15 protein-coding genes are annotated in these 19,295 nt (G+C 71.6%); 11 read left to right on the top strand and 4 right to left on the bottom strand.

Going from position 1 to position 19,295, the window contains the following annotated elements; genetic code table 11:
- Window positions 1–50: 50 nt before the first annotated feature.
- The 5 genes from H291_RS0125080 to H291_RS0125100 all read left to right on the top strand — a co-directional run bounded on the left by H291_RS0125080 (window position 51) and on the right by H291_RS0125100 (window position 8,133).
- The gene (locus tag H291_RS0125080) at window positions 51–1,526 is read left to right on the top strand and encodes a hypothetical protein (RefSeq protein ID WP_020017785.1); all 1,476 of its coding nucleotides are present in this window, start codon (window positions 51–53) and stop codon (window positions 1,524–1,526) included.
- 221 nt (window positions 1,527–1,747) lie between these two features.
- Window positions 1,748–4,882, top strand: coding sequence for a S8 family serine peptidase (locus H291_RS32995; protein WP_026366116.1), 3,135 nt, complete (start codon window positions 1,748–1,750; stop codon window positions 4,880–4,882).
- Between the two features lie 189 nt (window positions 4,883–5,071).
- On the top strand, window positions 5,072–6,484 hold the full coding sequence (locus H291_RS33000; RefSeq protein WP_020017786.1) for a hypothetical protein: 1,413 nt from the start codon (window positions 5,072–5,074) through the stop codon (window positions 6,482–6,484).
- 103 nt (window positions 6,485–6,587) lie between these two features.
- A complete protein-coding gene (locus H291_RS0125095; RefSeq protein ID WP_157237340.1) occupies window positions 6,588–6,983 on the top strand; it encodes a hypothetical protein in 396 nt (131 codons plus the stop codon).
- 10 nt (window positions 6,984–6,993) lie between these two features.
- Window positions 6,994–8,133, top strand: coding sequence for a dipeptidase (locus H291_RS0125100; protein ID WP_020017788.1), 1,140 nt, complete (start codon window positions 6,994–6,996; stop codon window positions 8,131–8,133).
- 1 nt (window position 8,134) lies between these two features.
- Here H291_RS0125100 and H291_RS0125105 read toward each other — a convergent pair whose 3' ends face one another.
- Together H291_RS0125105 and H291_RS0125110 are read right to left on the bottom strand one after the other, a co-directional pair.
- Window positions 8,135–8,407 (bottom strand): hypothetical protein, encoded by a 273-nt coding sequence (locus tag H291_RS0125105; protein WP_026366117.1) that lies wholly within the window; start codon window positions 8,405–8,407, stop codon window positions 8,135–8,137.
- Window positions 8,408–8,572: 165 nt separating this feature from the next.
- Complete coding sequence (locus tag H291_RS0125110) at window positions 8,573–9,115, bottom strand: GNAT family N-acetyltransferase (protein ID WP_020017790.1); 543 nt, start codon at window positions 9,113–9,115, stop codon at window positions 8,573–8,575.
- A 149-nt stretch (window positions 9,116–9,264) separates the two neighbouring features.
- On the opposite strand from H291_RS0125110, the gene dnaK reads away from it, so the two are divergent.
- The 5 genes from dnaK (at window position 9,265) to H291_RS0125135 (ending at window position 13,892) form a co-directional block, all read left to right on the top strand.
- On the top strand, window positions 9,265–11,130 hold the full coding sequence (dnaK, locus tag H291_RS0125115; protein ID WP_026366118.1) for a molecular chaperone DnaK: 1,866 nt from the start codon (window positions 9,265–9,267) through the stop codon (window positions 11,128–11,130).
- Window positions 11,127–11,792 carry a nucleotide exchange factor GrpE gene (gene grpE, locus H291_RS0125120; protein WP_020017792.1) on the top strand — a complete coding sequence of 222 codons (666 nt, stop codon included), beginning with the start codon at window positions 11,127–11,129 and terminating at the stop codon, window positions 11,790–11,792. The genes dnaK and grpE overlap by 4 nt, the downstream gene beginning before the upstream one ends.
- A gap of 78 nt (window positions 11,793–11,870) precedes the next feature.
- On the top strand, window positions 11,871–12,878 hold the full coding sequence (locus H291_RS0125125) for a DnaJ C-terminal domain-containing protein (protein ID WP_020017793.1): 1,008 nt from the start codon (window positions 11,871–11,873) through the stop codon (window positions 12,876–12,878).
- An 88-nt stretch (window positions 12,879–12,966) separates the two neighbouring features.
- Window positions 12,967–13,419 (top strand): heat shock protein transcriptional repressor HspR, encoded by a 453-nt coding sequence (locus H291_RS0125130; protein ID WP_020017794.1) that lies wholly within the window; start codon window positions 12,967–12,969, stop codon window positions 13,417–13,419.
- 164 nt (window positions 13,420–13,583) lie between these two features.
- Window positions 13,584–13,892, top strand: coding sequence for a DUF1540 domain-containing protein (locus H291_RS0125135; RefSeq protein WP_020017795.1), 309 nt, complete (start codon window positions 13,584–13,586; stop codon window positions 13,890–13,892).
- Between the two features lie 60 nt (window positions 13,893–13,952).
- Here the strand turns inward: H291_RS0125135 and H291_RS0125140 are convergent, their stop codons facing one another.
- Window positions 13,953–14,720, bottom strand: coding sequence for a hypothetical protein (locus tag H291_RS0125140; RefSeq protein WP_020017796.1), 768 nt, complete (start codon window positions 14,718–14,720; stop codon window positions 13,953–13,955).
- 181 nt (window positions 14,721–14,901) lie between these two features.
- Here H291_RS0125140 and H291_RS33005 point away from each other — a divergent pair, with 181 nt between their 5' ends.
- Complete coding sequence (locus tag H291_RS33005) at window positions 14,902–18,513, top strand: sigma-70 family RNA polymerase sigma factor (RefSeq protein WP_198012585.1); 3,612 nt, start codon at window positions 14,902–14,904, stop codon at window positions 18,511–18,513.
- A gap of 34 nt (window positions 18,514–18,547) precedes the next feature.
- On the opposite strand, the gene upp is transcribed toward H291_RS33005, so the two are convergent.
- On the bottom strand, window positions 18,548–19,183 hold the full coding sequence (gene upp, locus H291_RS0125150; protein ID WP_026366119.1) for a uracil phosphoribosyltransferase: 636 nt from the start codon (window positions 19,181–19,183) through the stop codon (window positions 18,548–18,550).
- Window positions 19,184–19,295: the final 112 nt, after the last annotated feature.

Genomic DNA, 19,295 nt, shown 5'->3' on the forward strand with positions numbered 1-19,295 from the left:
CGCAGGCCCAGCGAGCGCACCACCCCGAACGTCCCCGAGAAGGAGTAACCATGCACCCGCTCATACGACGTCTCTCCAGGACCCTGGCCTCGGCCACCGCTCTGACGCTCCTCGCGACGCCCGCGGTCGCCGTCGCCGCGCCGGTCCTCGACGGGAACGCCGGCGGTCGCGTCCCGACCAGCGTGACGAGAGCGGAGATGCCCGCGGTCGTCGACGATCCCCCGCTGGAGGCATCGACCCCGACGATCGTCGGCGCCGTCCAGGTCGGCAAGACGGCCAAGGCGCACGCAGGCGCGTGGACCTCCGGCACCACCTTCACCTACCAGTGGTTCGCGGACGGCGAGCCGATCAGCGGCGCTACCGGGTTCGCCTTCACCCCGACCGTCGCGCAACACGCCAAGCGGCTCACCGTCCGGCTCGACGGCTCCCGGGAGGGCTACGCCCCGGTGAGCCGGACCAGCGGGCGCACGAGCTTCGTCTCCCGCGGGCACATCTCCCAGCCGCGGCCGGCGATCGTCGGCAGCGCTACACCTGGTGCCACGCTGACCGCCTCCCGGCCGCCGGCCGTGCCCACGCCCGACTCCGTCACCTACCGGTGGAGGCTCGACGGGGAGTCCATCCGGGGCGCGACGCGGAGCACGCTGACGATGAGGTCCGAGTGGAAGGGCCACGAGATCACGGTCAGCACGACCGTGAAGGAGCCCGGGTACCTTGACGCGACGCTCACGTCGCCGGCTGCACGGGTCGGAGCCGCGTACACGAAGTCCCCGACCCCGGTGATCTCCGGCACCAAGCGTGTGGGTTCCACGCTCACGGTCACGCGCGGCACCTGGTCGCCCTCGCCGTCCTCGTTCTCCTTCCAGTGGTACGCCGACGGCCGGGCGATCGCCGGGGCCACGGCGTCGAAGTACACGCTGAGGGGCACCGACTACAAGAAGGAGATCACCGTTACCGCGCGCACCTACCGGGCGGGCTACGGCACGGTGCTGCGGCGCAGCGCGGCGACCGCCGAGGTGCTGGCGTCGGCCGTGCGGTGGAAGGACGACGGGAAGGACGAGTCGTTCTACGTGGGGGCGGACGAGCGCGGCGTGGTCGCGACGACCTACATCGCGCAGGCGGGTACCGGCGAGTGCACCTGGGGACGCCAGGGCTCTGCCGGGACCGAGCTCGGCCGCGACACCGGATCGGGCCAGCGCATGTTCACGATCCTGCCCACCGACCACGCCGTCTGGACGAACGAGGCCTGCGGCATCTGGATCAAGTACTACTCGGGGATGGTCAAGGCGAGCGACTCGACTGCTACTGACGGCAACTACGTCCTCGGCGACCATCTCAACCGCGGCGACTACTCCACCACCGGTCCGGCCGACGCGGGCACGCCATGCACGTACGCCTTGTACGAGGGCTTCTACGGCGAGTCCGGGGTGATCAGCAGCGGCGAGGTGACGGAGCCCACGACCATCACGTTGCCCGATACCGCGTACGGCTTCGCGACCGCCGGTTGCGCGTGGCAGCGGATCAACTGACCGGAAGATCGCCCAGGGGCCTGGGAGCCGCGCGGAGCCTGTCTCGGCGCGGTTCCCAGGCCTTCGGTGTCGCGGAGGCTGAGACCTGCCTGGGTGATTTCTTGGGAGTTACGGGGACTTTGACCGTGCCGGAGCGTACGTTCTCGGCATAAATCCTGCCGAGCGCAGGCCCAGCACGTCCGGCACGCCCGGCACCCCGGGCGCCTCAGTCTGGAGAACCCATGCAGCGACGCATCCGCTATCTGTCCGGAACGCTCGCCTCGGCCACCGCCCTGGCGCTCCTGGTTCCCCCGGCGGCGATCGCCGCGCCGGAGCCCGGCGGAGAGGTGCGAGGCACCGTCGTCGCGACGCCCCTCGACGGCACCGCCGACGTCGTCCCCGTTACGGATTCGGGGGATTCGGGGGATTCGGCGGATCCGGCGGACCCGGCGGACAAGATCAGCCGCGCCGCGGAGAAGACCTTCGCGGCGCGCGGCACCACCGACTTCTGGCTCCGGTTCGGCGAGCAGCCGGACCTGGAGCCGGCCGACGGGATCACCGTCTGGTCCGAGCGCGGCCGGTACGTCTACGACGCGCTCACGGCGGCGGCCGAGAAGTCCCAGGCGGGCACGATCGCTGAGCTGGAGAAGGCGGGTGCGGAGTACACCTCGTACTGGGCCGCCAACGCGATCCTCGTCGAGGACGGGACGCTCGACCAGGCGGTCGAGCTCGCGGCGGACAAGGACGTCGTCGAGGTCCGCCCCACGGTGCGGTACAGCGCCCCGGAGCCCGTCGAGGTCGCCGACGAGGTGGACGTCGAAGCAGCGGCGGACACCCTGACGACGTGGGGCGTCGGCGCCATCAACGCGGACGACATGTGGGCGCAGGGCTTCACGGGCGACGGCGTCGTCGTCGCCAACCTGGACTCGGGCGTCGCCCCGCACAGCGCCCTGTCGGAGCAGTACCGCGGCGCCGGGGCGAGCAACCCGAACGCCTACAACTACTTCTCCGCCGACGGCCTGATCTACCCGCACGACACCAACGCGGTGAGCCACGGCACCCACACCATGGGCACCATGGTGGGCGGCACGGTCGTCCGTGAGGACGTGGAGCGGGCGGTCGGCGTCGCGCCGGGCGCGCAGTGGATCGCCGCAGGGGTCGGGGACGACCTGTCCGACGAGAACCTGGTCGCGGCCGGCCAGTGGCTCCTCGCGCCCTACGACCAGGCCTCCTCGGAGCCCACGCCCGACCCGGCCCGCCGGCCGCACGTGGTCAACAACTCCTGGGGTGCCGAGTTCTCGACGGACCCCTTCATGGAGAACCTCATCACCGCCTGGGAGGCGGCGGGCATCTTCTCGACCTTCTCCAACGGCAACGCCGGTAAGGCGGGCTGCTCCTCGGCGGGCAGCCCGGCCTCGCGGCTGGTCAACTACGGCGTCGGCGCGTTCGACATGGAGGGCGCGATCGCGCCCTTCTCGTCGCGGGGCCCCGGCCAGAGCGGCACCGTCAAGCCCGACATCGCGGCGCCCGGCGTCCACGTGCTGTCGACCACCCGGACCGGCACGGCGTACCTGAACGGCACGTCGATGGCGGCACCGCACGTCGCGGGCGCGGTCGCGCTGCTCTGGGACGCCGTCCCCGAGCTCGTCGGCGACGTGCCGGCGACCCGGGCGATCCTCGACGCCTCCGCCCACGACGAGGACGACACGAGCTGCGGCGGCACGGCCGACGACAACAACGTCTGGGGCGAGGGCAGGCTCGACGTCCTGGCCGCGTACCGGCTGACCCAGGACGAGGAGGAGTTCGAGGCCACGCCCGCACCTGTCGTCTCGGGCGACGACTACCGGGTGGGCGTGCCCCTGACCGTGACCACCCCCGCCTGGACGCCCGCCGCCTCGTTCGGCTACCAGTGGCGCAGGGACGGCAGGGCGATCTCCGGCGCCACGGAGACGACCTACACGCCGACCGCCGCGGACGCCGACACGCGTCTCACGGTGACCGTCACGGGCACGGCCGACGGCCGCATCCCCACCACCGTGACGAGCGCGGAGACGCGCGAGATCTCCGAAGGCCTCCTGGAATGGTCGACCCCGACGATCAGCGGCACCCATCGCGTGGGCTCGACGCTCCGCGCGCACGCGGGCTCATGGACGCCCGGCACCACCTTCACCTACCAGTGGCTGGCGAGCAGCGGGGAGATCGAGGGCGCCAACGGGCCCACCTTCACGCCGACCAGGGATCAGCTCGGTATGCAGATCACCGTTCAGCTCAACGCGTTCCGGCGAGGCTACCTCCCGACGCTCGCAACCAGCGAGGGTGACGGAATCCCCACCGTCACATCGGGGCTCATCTCTCAGCCCGATCCGGTGATCCTCGGCCGCGCGACGCCGGGTGCCACGCTGACGGCCTCCCGGCCTCCATCCGTGCCCGCGGCGAACTGGGTCTACTACCAGTGGATGCTCGACGGGCAGCCCATCCGGGACGCGACCAAGAGCACGCTGACCGTGCAGTCCGCCTGGAAGGGCCAGGTCATCACGGTCCGCGTGATCGTGAAGGCGTCCGCGTACAAGGACACGACCGTCACGTCCGCGGGTTCGAGGGTCGGGGGTGCCTACACGAAGTCCCCGAACCCGGTGATCTCCGGTACCAAGCGGGTGGGGTCCACGCTCACGGCGACGCGGGGCACCTGGTCGCCCACGCCGACGACGTTCTCGTTCCAGTGGTACGCGGACGGCCGGCCGATCTCCGGGGCCACGACCTTCAAGTACACGCTGACGGGCAGCGACTACCAGAAGAAGATCACCGTGTCCGTGCGCGCCTACCGGGCAGGCTGGGGCACCACGGTGCGGCGCAGCGCGGCGACCGCCGAGGTGCTGGCGTCGGCCGTGCGGTGGCGAGGCGAGGGCGAGGGACAACCCATCTCGGTGGGGCCGGACGGGCTGCCGAGGACGACCTACATCGCCCAGGCGGGCTCGGCCGAGTGCTTCTGGCAGCAGAACCAGTTCGGCGGACAGCTCGGTTCCAGTGCCGGATCGGGACAGCGCCTGCTCACCCTGCTGCCCAACGCCACCAACGTCATGGCGAGCGAGAGCTGCGGGCTCTGGATCAAGTACCACCCCGGCATGGTCAGGCCGAGCGACTCGACCGCCGTGAACGGCGTCTACGTCCTCGGCGACCATCTCGGGCGCGGGGAGTACTCCACCTCGGGCCCGGCCGACGCCGACATCCCGTGCAGGTACTTCTTCTACAAGGACTTCCACGGCAGGGCCTCCTCGGTGATCAGCCGCGGCGTGGTGCCGGAGGCCACGACCATCACGACGCCGGACTCCGCGACCGGCTTCGAGACCGTCGGCTGCGAGTGGCAGCGGATCAACTGAGCCGTCACCCGGGTGCCGGGCGTGCGGGGGAGACCCTGCGCGCCCGGCCGCACCGGGTGATCTCCTCGGACTTGCGGCGCCGCGACCGGCTGGGAGGGCTACGTTCTTGACAAAGTCCTGCCAGGTGCAGGCCCAGCGCGCCTGGGCATCCTGGGCGCTCCAGCCCCGGGAGTAGCCATGCACCCACTCATGCGACGCCTCTCCAGAGCCCTGGCCTCGGCCGCCGCTCTGACGCTCCTCGTGACGCCCGTGGTCGCGGTCGCCGCGACCGACGACCCCCTGGAGTCGTCCACCCCGACGATCGACCCGAACATCAGCGAACTGGTCCGGGTGGGCGAGACGCTCAGGGCGCGCGCGGGAACGTGGACCTCCGGCACCACCTTCACCTACCAGTGGTTCGCGGACGGCGAGCCGATCAGCGGCGCGACCGAGTTCGACTTCAGACCGACCGCGGCGGAGCGCGCCAAGCGACTCACCGTCCGGCTCGAGGGCTCCCGGGAGGGCTACACCTCGGTGAGCCGGACCAGCGGGGCCACGGACGCCGTCGAATGGGGGAGGTTCGCCCAGGCGCCCCCGAGGATCCTCGGCGTCGCGACGCCCGGTGCCACGCTGACCGTCTTCCGCCCGTCGGCCGTGCCCGCGCCCGACTCCGTCGAGTACCGGTGGTGGCTCGACGGGGAGCGCATCCGGGGCGCGACGCGGACCACGCTGACCGTCAGGCCCGAGTGGAGAGGTCACCTCATCTCGGTCCGGATGTACCTGACGAAGCCCGGGTACCTGGGGCGGTTGGTCCCGCCGTCCGCGGGCGTGCGGGTCGGGGGCGCGTACTCGATGTCCCCGAACCCGGTGATCTTCGGCACCAAGCGGGTGGGCTCCACGCTCACGGCGACGCGCGGCACCTGGTCGCCCACGCCGTCGTCGTTCTCCTTCCAGTGGTACTCCGACGGGCGGCCGATCTCCGGGGCCACGACGTCGAAGTACACGCTGACGGGCAGCGACTACCAGAAGAAGATCACCGTGATCGTGCGCACCTACCGGGCGGGCTGGGGTACCGCGGCGCGGCGCAGCGCGGCTACCGTCGAGGTGCTGGCGTCGGCCGTGCGGTGGCAGGCCGACGATCTCGGCAGGCCCCTCTCCGTGGGGGAGGAGCCGAACGGCGTGGTCCCGACGACCTACATCGCGCAGGCGGGCTCCGGGCCGTGCGTGTGGGTGCGCCAGCGAAGCGACGGGACCGAGCTCGCCCGGGACGAGGGATCGGGCCAGCGCCTGTTCACGGTTCTTCCCATCGACCACTCCGTGTGGACGAACCACCTCTGCGGCGTCTGGGTCAAGTACTACCCAGGGATGGTCAGGACCAGCTACTCGACGGCCGCCCACGGCGTCTACGTCCTCGGCGACCACCTCGAGTACGGCACGTACTCCACGACCGGCCCGGTCGTCGCCGGCGAGCCGTGCACGTACACCCTCTCCGAGGGCTTCTACGGGGAACCCTCCGTGGTGAGCAGCGGCGTGGTGACGGAGCCCACGACCATCCGCCTGGACGGCTCCGGCCACGCGTACGGATTCGCGACCGCCGGCTGCGCGTGGCAGCGGATCGACTGACCGTCCCCGGGACGTCTCAGACGTGCAGGTCACCCCGGTGATCTGCACGTCTGACACGTTTCCCGGTACTGGGTACTCTGGCGTCCGGCGACCTGGAGGCACCTTGTCCGATGCTTGGCACCCCGACATCAGGCGTGAGCTGCTCCCCGGACCGTCCGAGGTCGTGCTGTCCAACCGCTCCCTCGCCTGCACGCTGACCGGGATCGTTGCCGCGGTCGTCGTCCTCGCCGTGCTGTTCGTGGAACCGATGCTCTGGGTCTGGGCGCTCGCGCCCGCCGCGGTCGCCGTCGCCTGCATCGCCACGGGCGGGTTCCTGGACAGCGCCGCCGCGGCACGGCAGGTGGACGAGGCGCGGGCCGGGTACACGACGGTCCTCACCGAGTCGACCGACCTGGACTTCGTGGACGACCGGACCGCCCGGCTGGTGCGCCGAGCGGGGGAGCCGCTCACGGTCCACGAGGTTCGTCTCCGGCTCAGGCGCGTCCGAGAGGCGCGGTAGCGTCGCCCGCATGACGACCGCAGACCGCATCACCGCGCTCCTCCAGAAGCACCCCGTCTGGGACGGGCACAACGACCTCCCGTGGGAGCTGCGCATGCAGTCGTCCTACGACCTGGACGCGGTCGACATCGCGCAGCGGCTCACCACCACCCACACCGACCTGCCGCGCCTGCGCGAGGGCGGGGTCGGCGCCCAGTTCTGGTCCGTCTTCGTGCCGTCCGACCTCGCGGTGGGCGCGGCCGTGACCGCCACGCTCGAGCAGATCGACTGCGTGCACCGCATGGTCGAGAAGTACCCGGACAGCCTGCGGCTCGCCCGGACCGCCGCCGACGTCGAGCAGGCGTGGAGCGAGGGCCGCATCGCGAGCCTGATGGGCGCCGAGGGCGGCCACTCGATCGACGAGTCCCTGGGCGTGCTGCGCATGCTCCACGCGCTCGGCGTGCGCTACATGACCCTCACGCACAACGACAACGTGCCGTGGGCGGACTCCGCCACCGACGAGGAGGTGCTCGGCGGCCTCTCGCCGTTCGGCGAGGACGTGGTGCGGGAGATGAACCGCATCGGCATGCTGGTGGACCTGTCGCACACCTCGGCGGGCACCATGCGGCACGCACTGCGGGTCACGTCGGCCCCGGTGATCTTCAGCCACTCCAGCGCCCGCGCCGTCTGCGACGTCCCGCGCAACGTGCCCGACGACGTCCTCGGCGCCCTCGCGGCCAACGGCGGCGTCTGCATGGTGACGTTCGTGCCGCAGTTCGTGTCGCCGGCCGTCGCGGAGTGGCGGGCGGAGGGCGCACGTGCGGCCGCGGCAGAGGGCATCAGGAACACCGACGTCGTCGCGTTCGAGCCGTTCATGGCACGCTGGCGCGCCGACCACCCGCAGCCGCGCAGCACGCTGGCGGAGGTCGTCGCGCACGTCGAGCACGTGCGCGAGGTCGCCGGCGTCGACCACGTGGGCCTCGGCGGGGACTACGACGGCACGCCGAACCTGCCCGAGGGGCTGGAGGACGTGACGGGCTATCCCCGGCTGCTGGCGGCGCTGGCCGACAGGGGCTGGTCGGACGCCGACCTCGGCAAGCTCACCAGCGGCAACGTGCTGCGGGTGCTCCGGGATGCCGAGCAGGTGGCGGCCCGGGCCGCCGAGGGCTGACTCAGCTGGGGAGCTGAACCACCTTGCGCTGGAAGCCCAGGGCCACCTTCTGCAGGGACTCCAGCGGCTCCTGCTCGTTGTGGTAGCTGATCTGCCGCAGCATCGACCCGGACGACGCGAGCAGCGCGACGATCACGTCGCGTGCGTCCTCGCGCGTCTCGAGCGCCTCCTGCAGCAGGTCCTGGACGTGAGGTGATCTGAGGCCGTCTTCTTCGGGATCGAGCAGCGCTGTCAGGAGCGCGATCGACAACGAGCTCCCGTGGATGCTTGCCATGGTGGTCTCCCCCGGTCGGGGCCCGGGAGTCCCGGGCATCAGGCACCCGCGGGCTGGCCCGCGGGGTACTCGTCCGATGCCCCACCCCCTGTGGCCTCGGCCGTGCACCCTTGTGTACCGCAGGTCAGGGCGTCGCGCCTGTTGACAGGGGTGAAACAGCCCGGGTCAGCCGTGCAGGATGAGCTGGAACACGACGTGGTCCTGCCACTCGCCGGCGATCTTGAGGTAGCTGGGCGCGAACCCGATCCGCTCGAACCCGACCTGGGTCAGCACGGCCTGCGACGCCGTGTTGTGCGGCAGCGTCGCCGCCTGGAGCCGGTGCAGGCCGAGCTCGTCCCGGGAGTGGGCCACCATCGCCTCGACGGCCCGGGTCATCAGGCCGCGCCCGGTGTAGCCGGCGTCCAGCCAGTAGCCGAGGTGCCCGTTCTCGAAGGCCCCGTGGACGACGTCGGTGAGGTTCAGCCGGCCCACGATCCGCCCGTCCGACTCCAGCACGGTGTGCAGCGCGCGGCCGGTCGAGTTGTCCAGGACCTGCGTCCACAGCCGCTCCCGGTGCCAGTCCGCGGTGTAGAACTCCGCGGGCCGCTCGGGCTCCCAGGGTGCGAGGTGCTCGCGGTTGCGGACGTAGGCGTCGGCGAGCGCGTCGGCGTCGTCCTTGCTGAGCTCGCGCAGCGTGACGTCGTCCGTCAGGAGGGTCTCGAAGGGCATGGCGTCACGATAATCCCGCCGGGAACTATTTCGCCCTCGCCATAGTTGAGTGAAGTAGGCTCAACTTTACGAGCGTCAGCTTGCTTCCTCGCGAGCTCCGGCTTAAGTTGAGTGCAGCAGACTCAATCTGTCGTAGGAAGGCAGCAGACATGGCACGCGCAGTAGGTATCGACCTCGGAACGACGAACTCGGTGGTGGCGGTCCTCGAGGGTGGGGAGCCCACCGTCATCGCCAACGCGGAGGGCTCGCGGACCACCCCCTCGGTGGTTGCGTTCTCCAAGACCGGCGAGGTCCTGGTCGGTGAGGTCGCCAAGCGGCAGGCCGTCACCAACGTGGACCGCACCATCTCCTCGGTCAAGCGCCACATGGGCACGGACTGGACCGTCGACATCGACGACAAGAAGTACACCGCGCAGGAGATCTCGGCCCGCATCCTGGGCAAGCTCAAGCGCGACGCCGAGGAGTACCTGGGCGAGCCCGTCACCGAGGCCGTCATCACGGTCCCGGCGTACTTCAACGACGCCGAGCGCCAGGCGACCAAGGACGCCGGCCAGATCGCCGGCCTCGACGTCAAGCGCATCGTCAACGAGCCCACCGCGGCCGCGCTCGCCTACGGCCTGGAGAAGGGCAAGGAGGACGAGCTCATCCTCGTCTTCGACCTCGGTGGCGGTACGTTCGACGTCTCCCTGCTCGAGGTGGGCAAGGACGAGGACGACTTCTCGACCATCCAGGTGCGCGCCACCTCCGGTGACAACCGCCTCGGTGGTGACGACTGGGACCAGCGCGTCGTGGAGCACCTGATCAAGCAGGTGAAGAACTCCTCGGGCGTCGACCTGTCGAAGGACAAGATCGCCCTGCAGCGCCTCCGCGAGGCCGCCGAGCAGGCCAAGAAGGAGCTCTCGTCCGCGACGAGCACCAACATCTCGATGCAGTACCTGTCGATGAGCGAGAACGGCCCCATCCACCTGGACGAGAAGCTCACGCGCGCTCAGTTCCAGCAGATGACGCAGGACCTCATCGACCGCACCAAGGCGCCGTTCCACGCCGTGATCCGTGACGCCGGCATCTCGGTGTCCGACATCGACCACGTGGTGCTCGTGGGTGGTTCCACCCGCATGCCCGCCGTGACCGAGGTCGTCAAGGAGCTCACCGGTGGCCGCGAGCCCAACAAGGGCGTGAACCCGGACGAGGTCGTCGCCGTCGGCGCCGTGCTGCAGGCCGGTGTCATCTCCGGTGACCGCAAGGACGTGCTGCTGATCGACGTCACCCCGCTGTCCCTCGGTATCGAGACCAAGGGTGGCGTGATGACCAAGCTCATCGAGCGCAACACCGCGATCCCGACCAAGCGCAGCGAGGTCTTCTCCACGGCCGACGACAACCAGCCGTCCGTGGCGATCCAGGTGTTCCAGGGCGAGCGCGAGTTCACGCGCGACAACAAGCCGCTAGGCGTCTTCGAGCTCACCGGCATCGCGCCGGCGCCGCGTGGCGTGCCGCAGATCGAGGTCACCTTCGACATCGACGCGAACGGCATCGTGCACGTGTCCGCCAAGGACCGCGGTACGGGCATGGAGCAGTCGATGAAGATCACGGGCGGCTCCGCGCTCCCCAAGGACGACATCGACCGCATGGTCAAGGACGCCGAGACGCACGCCGAGGAGGACAAGAAGCGGCGCGAGGAGGCGGACACCCGCAACCAGGCCGAGGCCTTCGCGTACTCCATGGAGAAGCAGATCGCGGACAACCGCGACAAGCTCCCGGCGGAGGTCGTCACCGAGGTCGAGGCCGACATCGCCGCCGTGAAGTCCGCGCTGGAGGGCGAGGACGCCGACGCCGTGAAGAGCTCGTACGAGAAGCTCGGCGCGTCGTCGCAGAAGATCGGCGAGGCGCTGTACGCGGCCGAGCAGCCCGCGGCCCAGGGTGCCGACGGCAACCCGCAGCCGGCGAACGCCCAGTCCGCCAAGGACGAGGACGTCGTCGACGCCGAGATCGTGGACGACGAGGACGAGCGCAAGTGACGGACGAGCACCAGCAGGGACCCCCCGAGCCCGAGGGCTCGGGGGAGCACCCCTTCCAGTTCACGGACAAGCGCAAGGTGAACGCCTCCGGCGACGAGGCCCGCCCGGCCGAGCCCGCTCCGGCGGACGACGCCGCGGACGACTCCGCCGCGACCCCCGCCCAGGGGGACGCGTCGGGCGACCCGCTGGCCGGCCTGGACTTCGAGCCCTCGGGTGATGCCGCAGAGGCGTCCGAGGTGCTGAAGGCCAAGGCGGAGGCGGCGGAGCACCTGGACGCGCTGCAGCGCGAGCGGGCCAGCTTCACGAACTACCGCAACCGGGCGCTGCGCGACCAGGACGCCGCGCGCGACCGGGGCGTGCAGGACGTGCTGGCGGCGCTGCTGCCCGTGCTCGACGACGTCGAGCGCGCCAAGCAGCACGGCGAGCTGACCGGCCCGATGGCCGCGATCGCCGAGAAGCTCGACCAGAGCCTGCAGAAGTTCGGCGTCGAGCGGTTCGGCAAGGTGGGGGAGGAGTTCGACCCCAACCTGCACGAGGCGCTCATGCACTCGACCGACGCGGACGCGACGGCTGCCACGGTGAACCTCGTGGTCGAGCCCGGGTACAAGATCGGCGACAAGGTGGTCCGGGCGGCACGCGTGGGCGTCGTCGGACCGGAGTAGTAGTCCCCGGTGGTCGAGCTTGCCGGGACCCAGGTCTCGGCGAGCTCGGCCACCGGTATCGACGCGAAGTGAGGTGCCATGACCGGTCAGGACTGGATGGAGAAGGACTTCTACGCCGTGCTGGGCGTGTCCAAGGACGCCGACGACGCGGCCGTGAAGAAGGCCTACCGCAAGCTCGCGCGCCAGTACCACCCCGACCAGAACCAGGGGAACGCGGCGGCGGAGTCCAAGTTCAAGGAGATCGGCGAGGCCTACGCGGTGCTCTCCGACCCGGAGCAGCGCCGCCAGTACGACGCCGTGCGCGCCATGGCGGGCGGTGCCCGCTTCTCGGCGGGGGCCGGCGGTGCCGGTGCCGGCGGGTTCGAGGACATCATGGGCGCCATGTTCGGCGGCGCCCAGGGTGGCGGCCGGAGCGGGCCGCGTGTCCGCTACACCCAGGGCGGCAACGGCGGCGCGGGCTTCGAGGACATCCTCGGCTCGATGTTCGGCGGGGGCCGCACGGCCTACGGCCAGGGCACGACCGGCTACGCCGCGCCGACCGCGGGCGCGGACGTCGTCGCCCAGGTCACGCTGCCGTTCCGGGCAGCCGTGGAGGGCACCACGGCCGAGCTCGAGGTCAACGGCCGCACCATCACCGCACGCATCCCCGCGGGGATCAACGACGGCAAGAAGATCCGCCTGCGTGGCAAGGGCCGCCCGGGGGTCGCCGGCGGCCCGGCGGGTGACCTCGTGGTCACCGTGCACGTCACGCCGCACCCGGTGTGGACCCTGGACGGCGTGGACCTGCGCATGACAGTGCCCGTCACGTTCGCGGAGGCCGCGCTCGGCACCACGCTGGAGGTGCCCACGCTGGACGGCGCCACGGTGCGGCTCAAGGTGCCGGCGGGGACGCCGTCGGGCCGGGCGCTGCGCGTGAAGGGCCGCGGTGTTCAGGGGGCCAAGGCGACCGGAGACCTGCTCGTCACCGTGCAGGTGGCCGTGCCGCAGAAGCTCAGCAGGAAGGCCAAGCAGGCGCTCGAGACCTTCGCCGCCGAGAACGACGGCGAGGACGTGCGCGCAGGCCTGGCCGCACGGGCCGCAGAATGACGCCGGTGCGGTGAGGCATATGCCCCACCGCACCGCGTTCGGTAACCTGCCCGCACGCAAACGCACAAAAGAGACTTCGGAGGAGCACATGGTCGACGACGACACGCCCGTGCTCACCGTGTCCAAGGCCGCGGAGCTCGCGGGCATGCACCCGCAGACGCTGCGCCAGTACGATCGCCTCGGACTGGTGGTCCCGCGGCGCACCCGCGGCCGCGGCCGCCGCTACTCACGCCGCGACGTGGCGCGCCTGCTCCAGGTGCAGCGCCTCGCCCAGGGCGAGGGCATCAATCTCGCCGGGATCAAGCGCATCCTCGACCTGGAGGCGCACGTCTCCGTGCTCGAGGAACGCCTCGGTGACCTGCTCATGCGCGTCCAGGAGGAGGGCCGGGTGTTCGCGGCCGGGCCTGCCGCGGGCGACGTCGTGGTGGTGCAGCGCGGCCAGCGCGTCCGCAGTGCCGCCATGCGCGTGGACCTGGAGCACCGCGCCGGCGGCGGGGGAGCCGTGGTGCTCTGGCGCCCTGCCCCGCGCCGCGAGGAGTAGCCACGCCGGTGGCCCCGCGCGGCATTTCAGTGACGCAATTCTTTCGTTAATCGTGAATGTCGCCGGAATGTAGGTAAGGCATTCCTCAACTCTGTGCGATCTGTCATTCAGGAATACGATCGACGCATTCCGCAGGAGTGACGCACGGAGCGAGGAGAGTTGCCATGAGCACGCTGATGGAGATGCCCGAGGTCGTCGAGTGCTCGGTCGACGGCTGCGGCTACAACCACGAGCACGGCTGCCACGCGGGCGCCGTCACGATCGGCGGGCACACGGGCGACGCCGCCTGCGCCACGTTCATCCCGCTCAGCACCAAGGGCGGCCTGGAGAAGGTGATCGCGCACGTGGGTGCCTGCCAGCGCGGGGAGTGCACGCACAACGACAACCTGGAGTGCAACGCCCCGTCGATCCGCGTGGGCCCCGGCCCCGAGGACCCGGCCCACGCCGACTGCCTCACCTTCGAGGAGAGCTGAGCGGAGCGAGCCGGGCGCGACGTCGCGCCCGGCTCGCTCGCCCGGAGTGTGTGGCGGCGCTCAGCGCGCCAGGTGGTCCAGCAGGAGCAGCGCGTCCGCGTGCGTCCCGGGCAGGCGCTCGACCCAGACCCGCGTGGGCCGGCGCACCTCGGTGGCAAGACCCAGCACCTCGGCGTTGCGCTCGACGACGCGGCGCAGCGACTGGCCGAGCTCCGCCGTCGTCGGGCCCCGCTCGCAGAGCACCACGAACGTGCCGTCGCCGACGGCGGCCATCGGGTGGCCCTCGCCGAACACCTGGTGCAGGGTGCGGCCGATCGCGGCGGAGCGGGCGAGCCGCTGCCACGTGTCGAGGCTGTCCAGGCCTACGTCGAGCACCAGCAGGCAGTGGGTGTCCCCGGCCGTGGTGCTGGTCCGCTGCGCGGTGCCGTAGGTCTCGCGGAGCCGCTCGCCCAGGTACTCGCCCGTGGGCAGGCCGGTCGACGGGTCGTGCGTGGCGATCTGGTAGGGCACGCGCTCGCGCTCGCCGACCCAGCCGATGGCGGCGGCCCGCAGCGCGCCGACGTCGGTGGGGCGCCCGAAGGCGGCGTAGAGGCAGGCGACGTCGTCCAGCGCCTCGGTGATCCCGGCTCCTACTCCGGCGCGCGCCGCACCCAGCCGTTCGGCGGGGGCGATTACGCCCCGGCCCTCGGCCAGTGCCTCTGCTAGCGCCTCAGCGGCGGGGTGCTCCCAGTCGTTCGGCCGGATCCAAACCGACGCCAGACTCGTAGCTCGCCACCGCTCACGCAGGTCGTGCACACGCACCCGCGCCTCCTGCTGTGCCTCGCTCATGATGATGGGACCCTCACGGGGATACATCATGACGCACCTTCGGGGGCGGTGTACCGGACTTCACCCGGTCGTCACCCAGGAATGTGGAATTCCACCCCCTAAATCGTCCACTTGGCTCTATAGTCTTGGCAGAACGGCGACAGTCAACCGCACCGCGACCACCGCGAGAGTCTGGGTAGACGTGAGGCAAGTCGAGAGCAGCACCGGTGAGACCCCGAGCGACGCGGAACTGATCCTGCAGGTCAGGTCAGGTGACCGCGACGCTTTTGGTGTGCTCTACGAGCGCCACTCGGCAGCCGCTCGGGCCCTCGCCCGGCAGTACGTCCCGGCCGCTGACGCGGAGGACGTCGTGGCCGACGCCTTCAGCAAGCTGTTCGAGATGCTGCGCCGCGGGGTCGGCCCCGACGCCGGCTTCCGCCCCTACCTGTACACGATGGTCCGCCACCGGTCGTTCGACGTCTCGCGCGGTGCCGCGCGTACGCGACCCAGCACCGACGACGAGATCGAGTCCGTGCTCGGCCGGGTGGCCTCCAAGGACGACCCCGCGCTCGCGGGCTTCGAGCGCAGCGTGATCGCCAAGGCCTACGTCGACCTGCCCGAGCGGTGGCGCGAGGTGCTCTGGTACGTCCTCGTCGACGAGCTCAAGCCCGCCCAGGTCGCGCCCGTGCTGGGCCTGAGCCCCAACGGCGTGTCCGCTCTGCTCTACCGGGCCAAGGAGGCGCTGCGGGCGGGGTACCTGCAGCAGCACCTGAGCCACTCGCCGTCGGACACCTGCCGCACCGTCAACCCGCTGCTCGGCGGGTACGTCCGCGCCAGCCTGTCCAAGCGCGAGACCACGAAGATCGACGAGCACCTCTCGACCTGCGCCACCTGCAGCGCCCTGGTGCTCGAGCTGCACGACGTCGCGCACGGCATGAAGACCGTCATCGCCCCGCTGGTGCTCGGCGCCGGCGGCCTCGCGCTGGTCGGCGCGGGCGCCCCGATCGGCGGCCTGGTCATCGCGGGCGCGGCCAAGGCCGGCGCCGTCGCGGGCGGCGCGCAGACCGCCTCGACCGTGGGCGCGGCCTCGACCAGCTCGTTCTCCGGCGCCATGTCCACCGCCGTCTCCGGCACGGCGGGCGCTGTCGCGTCCGCCGCGGCCGCCGCCACGGGTGGGAGCGTTGCCGCGGGCGCGCTCGCCGTCGCCGCGGTCGGCCTGGTCGCGGCGCTGCAGATCACCGCGCCGCCCGAGGCCGAGACGTTCATCGACACCGTGATCGCCACGCACGACGGCCGGGAGCTGCCGGGCGGCGACACCGAGGGCGTCCGTGACGGCGACGACGGCGTGCAGCCCACCGACCTGGTGCCCAGCGCGGACACCGCCTACCTCACGGTGAACTACGCCGACGCCGGCCAGCCGCTGACCCCGCGGGAGTCCCAGGACCTGACGTTCACGGTGGAGAACACGGGCAAGGCCCCCGCCACGGGCGCCCAGATGGAGGTCACCCTGCCGGACGGGCTCGCCGCGACGAAGCCGAACGGTTCCTTCGGCACCGGTGTCGGCAGCGGCCGCCTGATCTCCGCGACCGAGTCGACGACGGCGAGTGCGACGCCTGCCCCGCAGGTCACGCCCACGGCGGGCGGCACGCCCGAGACCAAGGCCGATGCCGACGCGTCGGTGGGCGCGCCCACCGGCGAGACGCAGACCTCGCCGAGCGCCTCGCCCAGCGCGTCAGCGACCGAGGGCGCCCAGCCCGCCGCCCCGGCGTCCTGCATGCCGACGGAGCAGGCGAACGTGCTGCTCTGCCCGATCGGCGAGCTCGCACCGGGCGCTGCGCGCACCGTGGTCACCTCCGTGCAGGCCAACGCCGGGGGCGACTACCCCGTGGCCGCCAAGGTCTGGGCCGACGGCCTCCAGGCGATGAGCGTGGACCTGCCGGGCCGCACCGTGGCCCCGTTCGGCCAGGAGCTGTCGGCGCAGACCACGGACGTCTCGCTCGCCAGCCCCGGTTCCGCCTCGCTGCCCGTCTCCCTGGTCAGCACGGGTGACCGCGCGGTGACGGCCGGTGGCTGGGCGGTTGCCGTGTCGCTGCCCGACGGCGTGCGGCCCGCGTCCGCACAGTCCCAGCTCACGTGCTCGGCCGGTGACATGCCGAACGCCTGGCTCTGTAAGCCGCTCGACGCCGCCTACGCGTCCTCCGTGTCGCTCGAGCCGGGTGCGACCGTCGACGTGCCGCTGAACATCACCACCGCCACCGAGGCGGCGAAGTCGGCGCAGCCGGCCCAGCTCGGGGTGGTGAACGTCCGGCCGGTCCTCGACGGGTCCGCCCGTGCGTCCTCCGCGACGCTCGTCGCGACCTCGGCCTGGGCCAACGCCTCCGCGGGCGTGGGCACCGTCACGGCGTCCTGCTACGCCGAGGGTGGCGTGGACAAGGCCGACGCGATGGTGACCGGCACCTACCGGAACACGACCGACCGCAAGGTCCGGGTCACCCTGCAGGCGGCCGGGAACAGCGAGTCGAACGGCAAGGACGTCGCGCCGGGCGAGTCCGTGGAGATCGCCGTGCACGACGGCATGCGCGTGCCGGCCGGCCAGGCCGTCTTCGTGCTGGCCACGTCGGTGGACGGCAACTCGTACGAGACCCGTGTCGGCGCCGGCGACCACAAGGCGGCCGACTGCTACAAGCCCGCGTGGGACGTCGAGACGACCGCCGAGATCGCCAACGTGGGCGGCACGGTGGGCGTCCGGGCCACGATCACCAACACGACGACCGAGTCGTTGTTCGTCGTGATGTCCGTGCCGGTGGGCGACGGCGCGGTCACGTCGGTCAAGCGACCGGTGGCGGCGGGCGGCACGGTGGACCTGTCGGTGGACACCAAGCGTTCGCACATGCCCGAGGGCGAGGCCACGTTCCACCTCACGCGCGAGGTGGCGGACGCCGACGGTGACCTGGCCGCCGACCCGATCGCCCCCGCCAGCAACCCCACCCAGCCCTTCGGGGAGGGGAGGATCGCTCCGGCCCTGGGCAGCGATCGGCCCCTGGCCACGGGCGTCTGCACGTTCGATGCCGAGAACGACCGCTCGGTGCAGAGGTTCCAGTTCACGGCGGACAACACGGCCTCGAACCTGAACGTGCGGTTCCACGTCGGGGACATCACCCGCACCGTCGCCCCAGGGACCACCGAGGCGATCGAGTTCCCGGTCGTCTGGGGCACCGACGCCGTGACCGTGATCGCGGGCGGGCAGACGTTCGGGCCGCTCGACGTCAGCTTCAAGTCCTGCGCCGAGGTCACCTGGCCGGCCAAGGACAAGCTCGACGTGACGACCGTGGCCGAGTGCGTCGGCCAGGACGTGCAGATCAAGGCGACGGTGGACAACCGGACCGGCCGGGAGTGGACCGGGCTGCTGATCCACGAGGGGACCGGTGAGCAGAGCAAGGAGCTGGCCGTCCCCGCCGGAACGACGACGTTCGAGCTCAACCGGCAGCCGTTGTTCAGCCTTGACAGCAACGTCACCGTGCGGCTGACCCGCGTCGTGGAGGGCCGGACGTTCACCGTCGAGCAGTCGTTCGCCGTCCAGGGCAAGCAGTGCGTGCTGCCCGAGCCGACCTGCGAGCCCGACCCGGGCGAGGCCGCCACGCCCGACGCCGAGCCGTCGGCGGGCACGGACACGACGAGCGCTACCGAGCAGGCTGCCGACACAGAGCAGGCTGCCTACTTCAAGCGGTCCCCGGCCAACGCGCCGACGGCCAGCAACTGGCTGCGGTGGATGAAGCTCGACGGCACCTGCGAGACCCGGAACCCCGAGGCCTGACGCGCGGGCCGGGCACCAGGCCCGGCCGCAGGCGTCAGACGATGCCGTACAGCCGGTCCCCGGCGTCGCCCAGGCCGGGCACGATGTAGGCCTTCTCGTTGAGGCGCTCGTCCACGGCCGCGACCACGACGGACAGGTTGGCGCGGTCGCCCACGTGCTCCTCCAGCAGGGCGATGCCCTCCGGGGCGGCCAGCAGGCAGACCGCCGTGACCTCGCGCGCGCCGCGCTCGAGCACGTAGTCGATCGCGGCGACCAGGGTGCCGCCCGTGGCGAGCATCGGGTCGATCAGGAACACGTGCCGGCCGGTCAGGTCGTCGGGCAGGCGGTTGGCGTACGTGACGGCCTTGAACGTCTCCTCGTCGCGCACGAGGCCGAGGAACCCGACCTCCGCCGTCGGCAGCAGGCGGCTCATGCCGTCCAGCATGCCCAGGCCGGCGCGCAGGATCGGCACCACGAGCGGCGGCGGCGACGCGAGGCGGGTGCCGGTCATGGTGGTGATCGGCGTCTTCACCTCGTGCGGCTCGGTGGCGATCTCGCGGGTGGCCTCGTAGGCCAGGAGCGTGACCAGCTCGTCCACCAGCAGGCGGAAGGTGGGCGAGTCCGTGGTCTCGTCCCGCAGGACGGTCAGCTTGTGGGCCACCAGGGGGTGATCGACGACGTGAAGGCGCATGGGGGCAACGCTACCGGGCGGCCGTGCGCCCCGACGGTGCGGAGGCCCGGAAAGTCGCCAGTCCCACACTCCGCCGCGTTGTCAGACACACAGGTCACTAGGGTGACCTGTG

The sequence above is a fragment of the Promicromonospora sukumoe 327MFSha3.1 genome, assembly GCF_000385135.1.
Lineage (GTDB): Bacteria > Actinomycetota > Actinomycetes > Actinomycetales > Cellulomonadaceae > Promicromonospora > Promicromonospora sukumoe_B.

Bases quoted from the DNA above. Each gene is read 5' to 3' on its own strand.
- H291_RS0125080 (WP_020017785.1), top strand. From the start codon at position 51: ATGCACCCGCTCATACGACGTCTCTCCAGGACCCTGGCCTCGGCCACC.
- H291_RS32995 (WP_026366116.1), top strand. From the start codon at position 1,748: ATGCAGCGACGCATCCGCTATCTGTCCGGAACGCTCGCCTCGGCCACC.
- H291_RS33000 (WP_020017786.1), top strand. From the start codon at position 5,072: ATGCGACGCCTCTCCAGAGCCCTGGCCTCGGCCGCCGCTCTGACGCTC.
- H291_RS0125100 (WP_020017788.1), top strand. From the start codon at position 6,994: ATGACGACCGCAGACCGCATCACCGCGCTCCTCCAGAAGCACCCCGTC.
- H291_RS0125105 (WP_026366117.1), bottom strand. From the start codon at position 8,407: ATGGCAAGCATCCACGGGAGCTCGTTGTCGATCGCGCTCCTGACAGCG.
- H291_RS0125110 (WP_020017790.1), bottom strand. From the start codon at position 9,115: ATGCCCTTCGAGACCCTCCTGACGGACGACGTCACGCTGCGCGAGCTC.
- dnaK (WP_026366118.1), top strand. From the start codon at position 9,265: ATGGCACGCGCAGTAGGTATCGACCTCGGAACGACGAACTCGGTGGTG.
- H291_RS0125125 (WP_020017793.1), top strand. From the start codon at position 11,871: ATGACCGGTCAGGACTGGATGGAGAAGGACTTCTACGCCGTGCTGGGC.
- H291_RS0125130 (WP_020017794.1), top strand. From the start codon at position 12,967: ATGGTCGACGACGACACGCCCGTGCTCACCGTGTCCAAGGCCGCGGAG.
- H291_RS0125135 (WP_020017795.1), top strand. From the start codon at position 13,584: ATGAGCACGCTGATGGAGATGCCCGAGGTCGTCGAGTGCTCGGTCGAC.
- H291_RS0125140 (WP_020017796.1), bottom strand. From the start codon at position 14,720: ATGAGCGAGGCACAGCAGGAGGCGCGGGTGCGTGTGCACGACCTGCGT.
- upp (WP_026366119.1), bottom strand. From the start codon at position 19,183: ATGCGCCTTCACGTCGTCGATCACCCCCTGGTGGCCCACAAGCTGACC.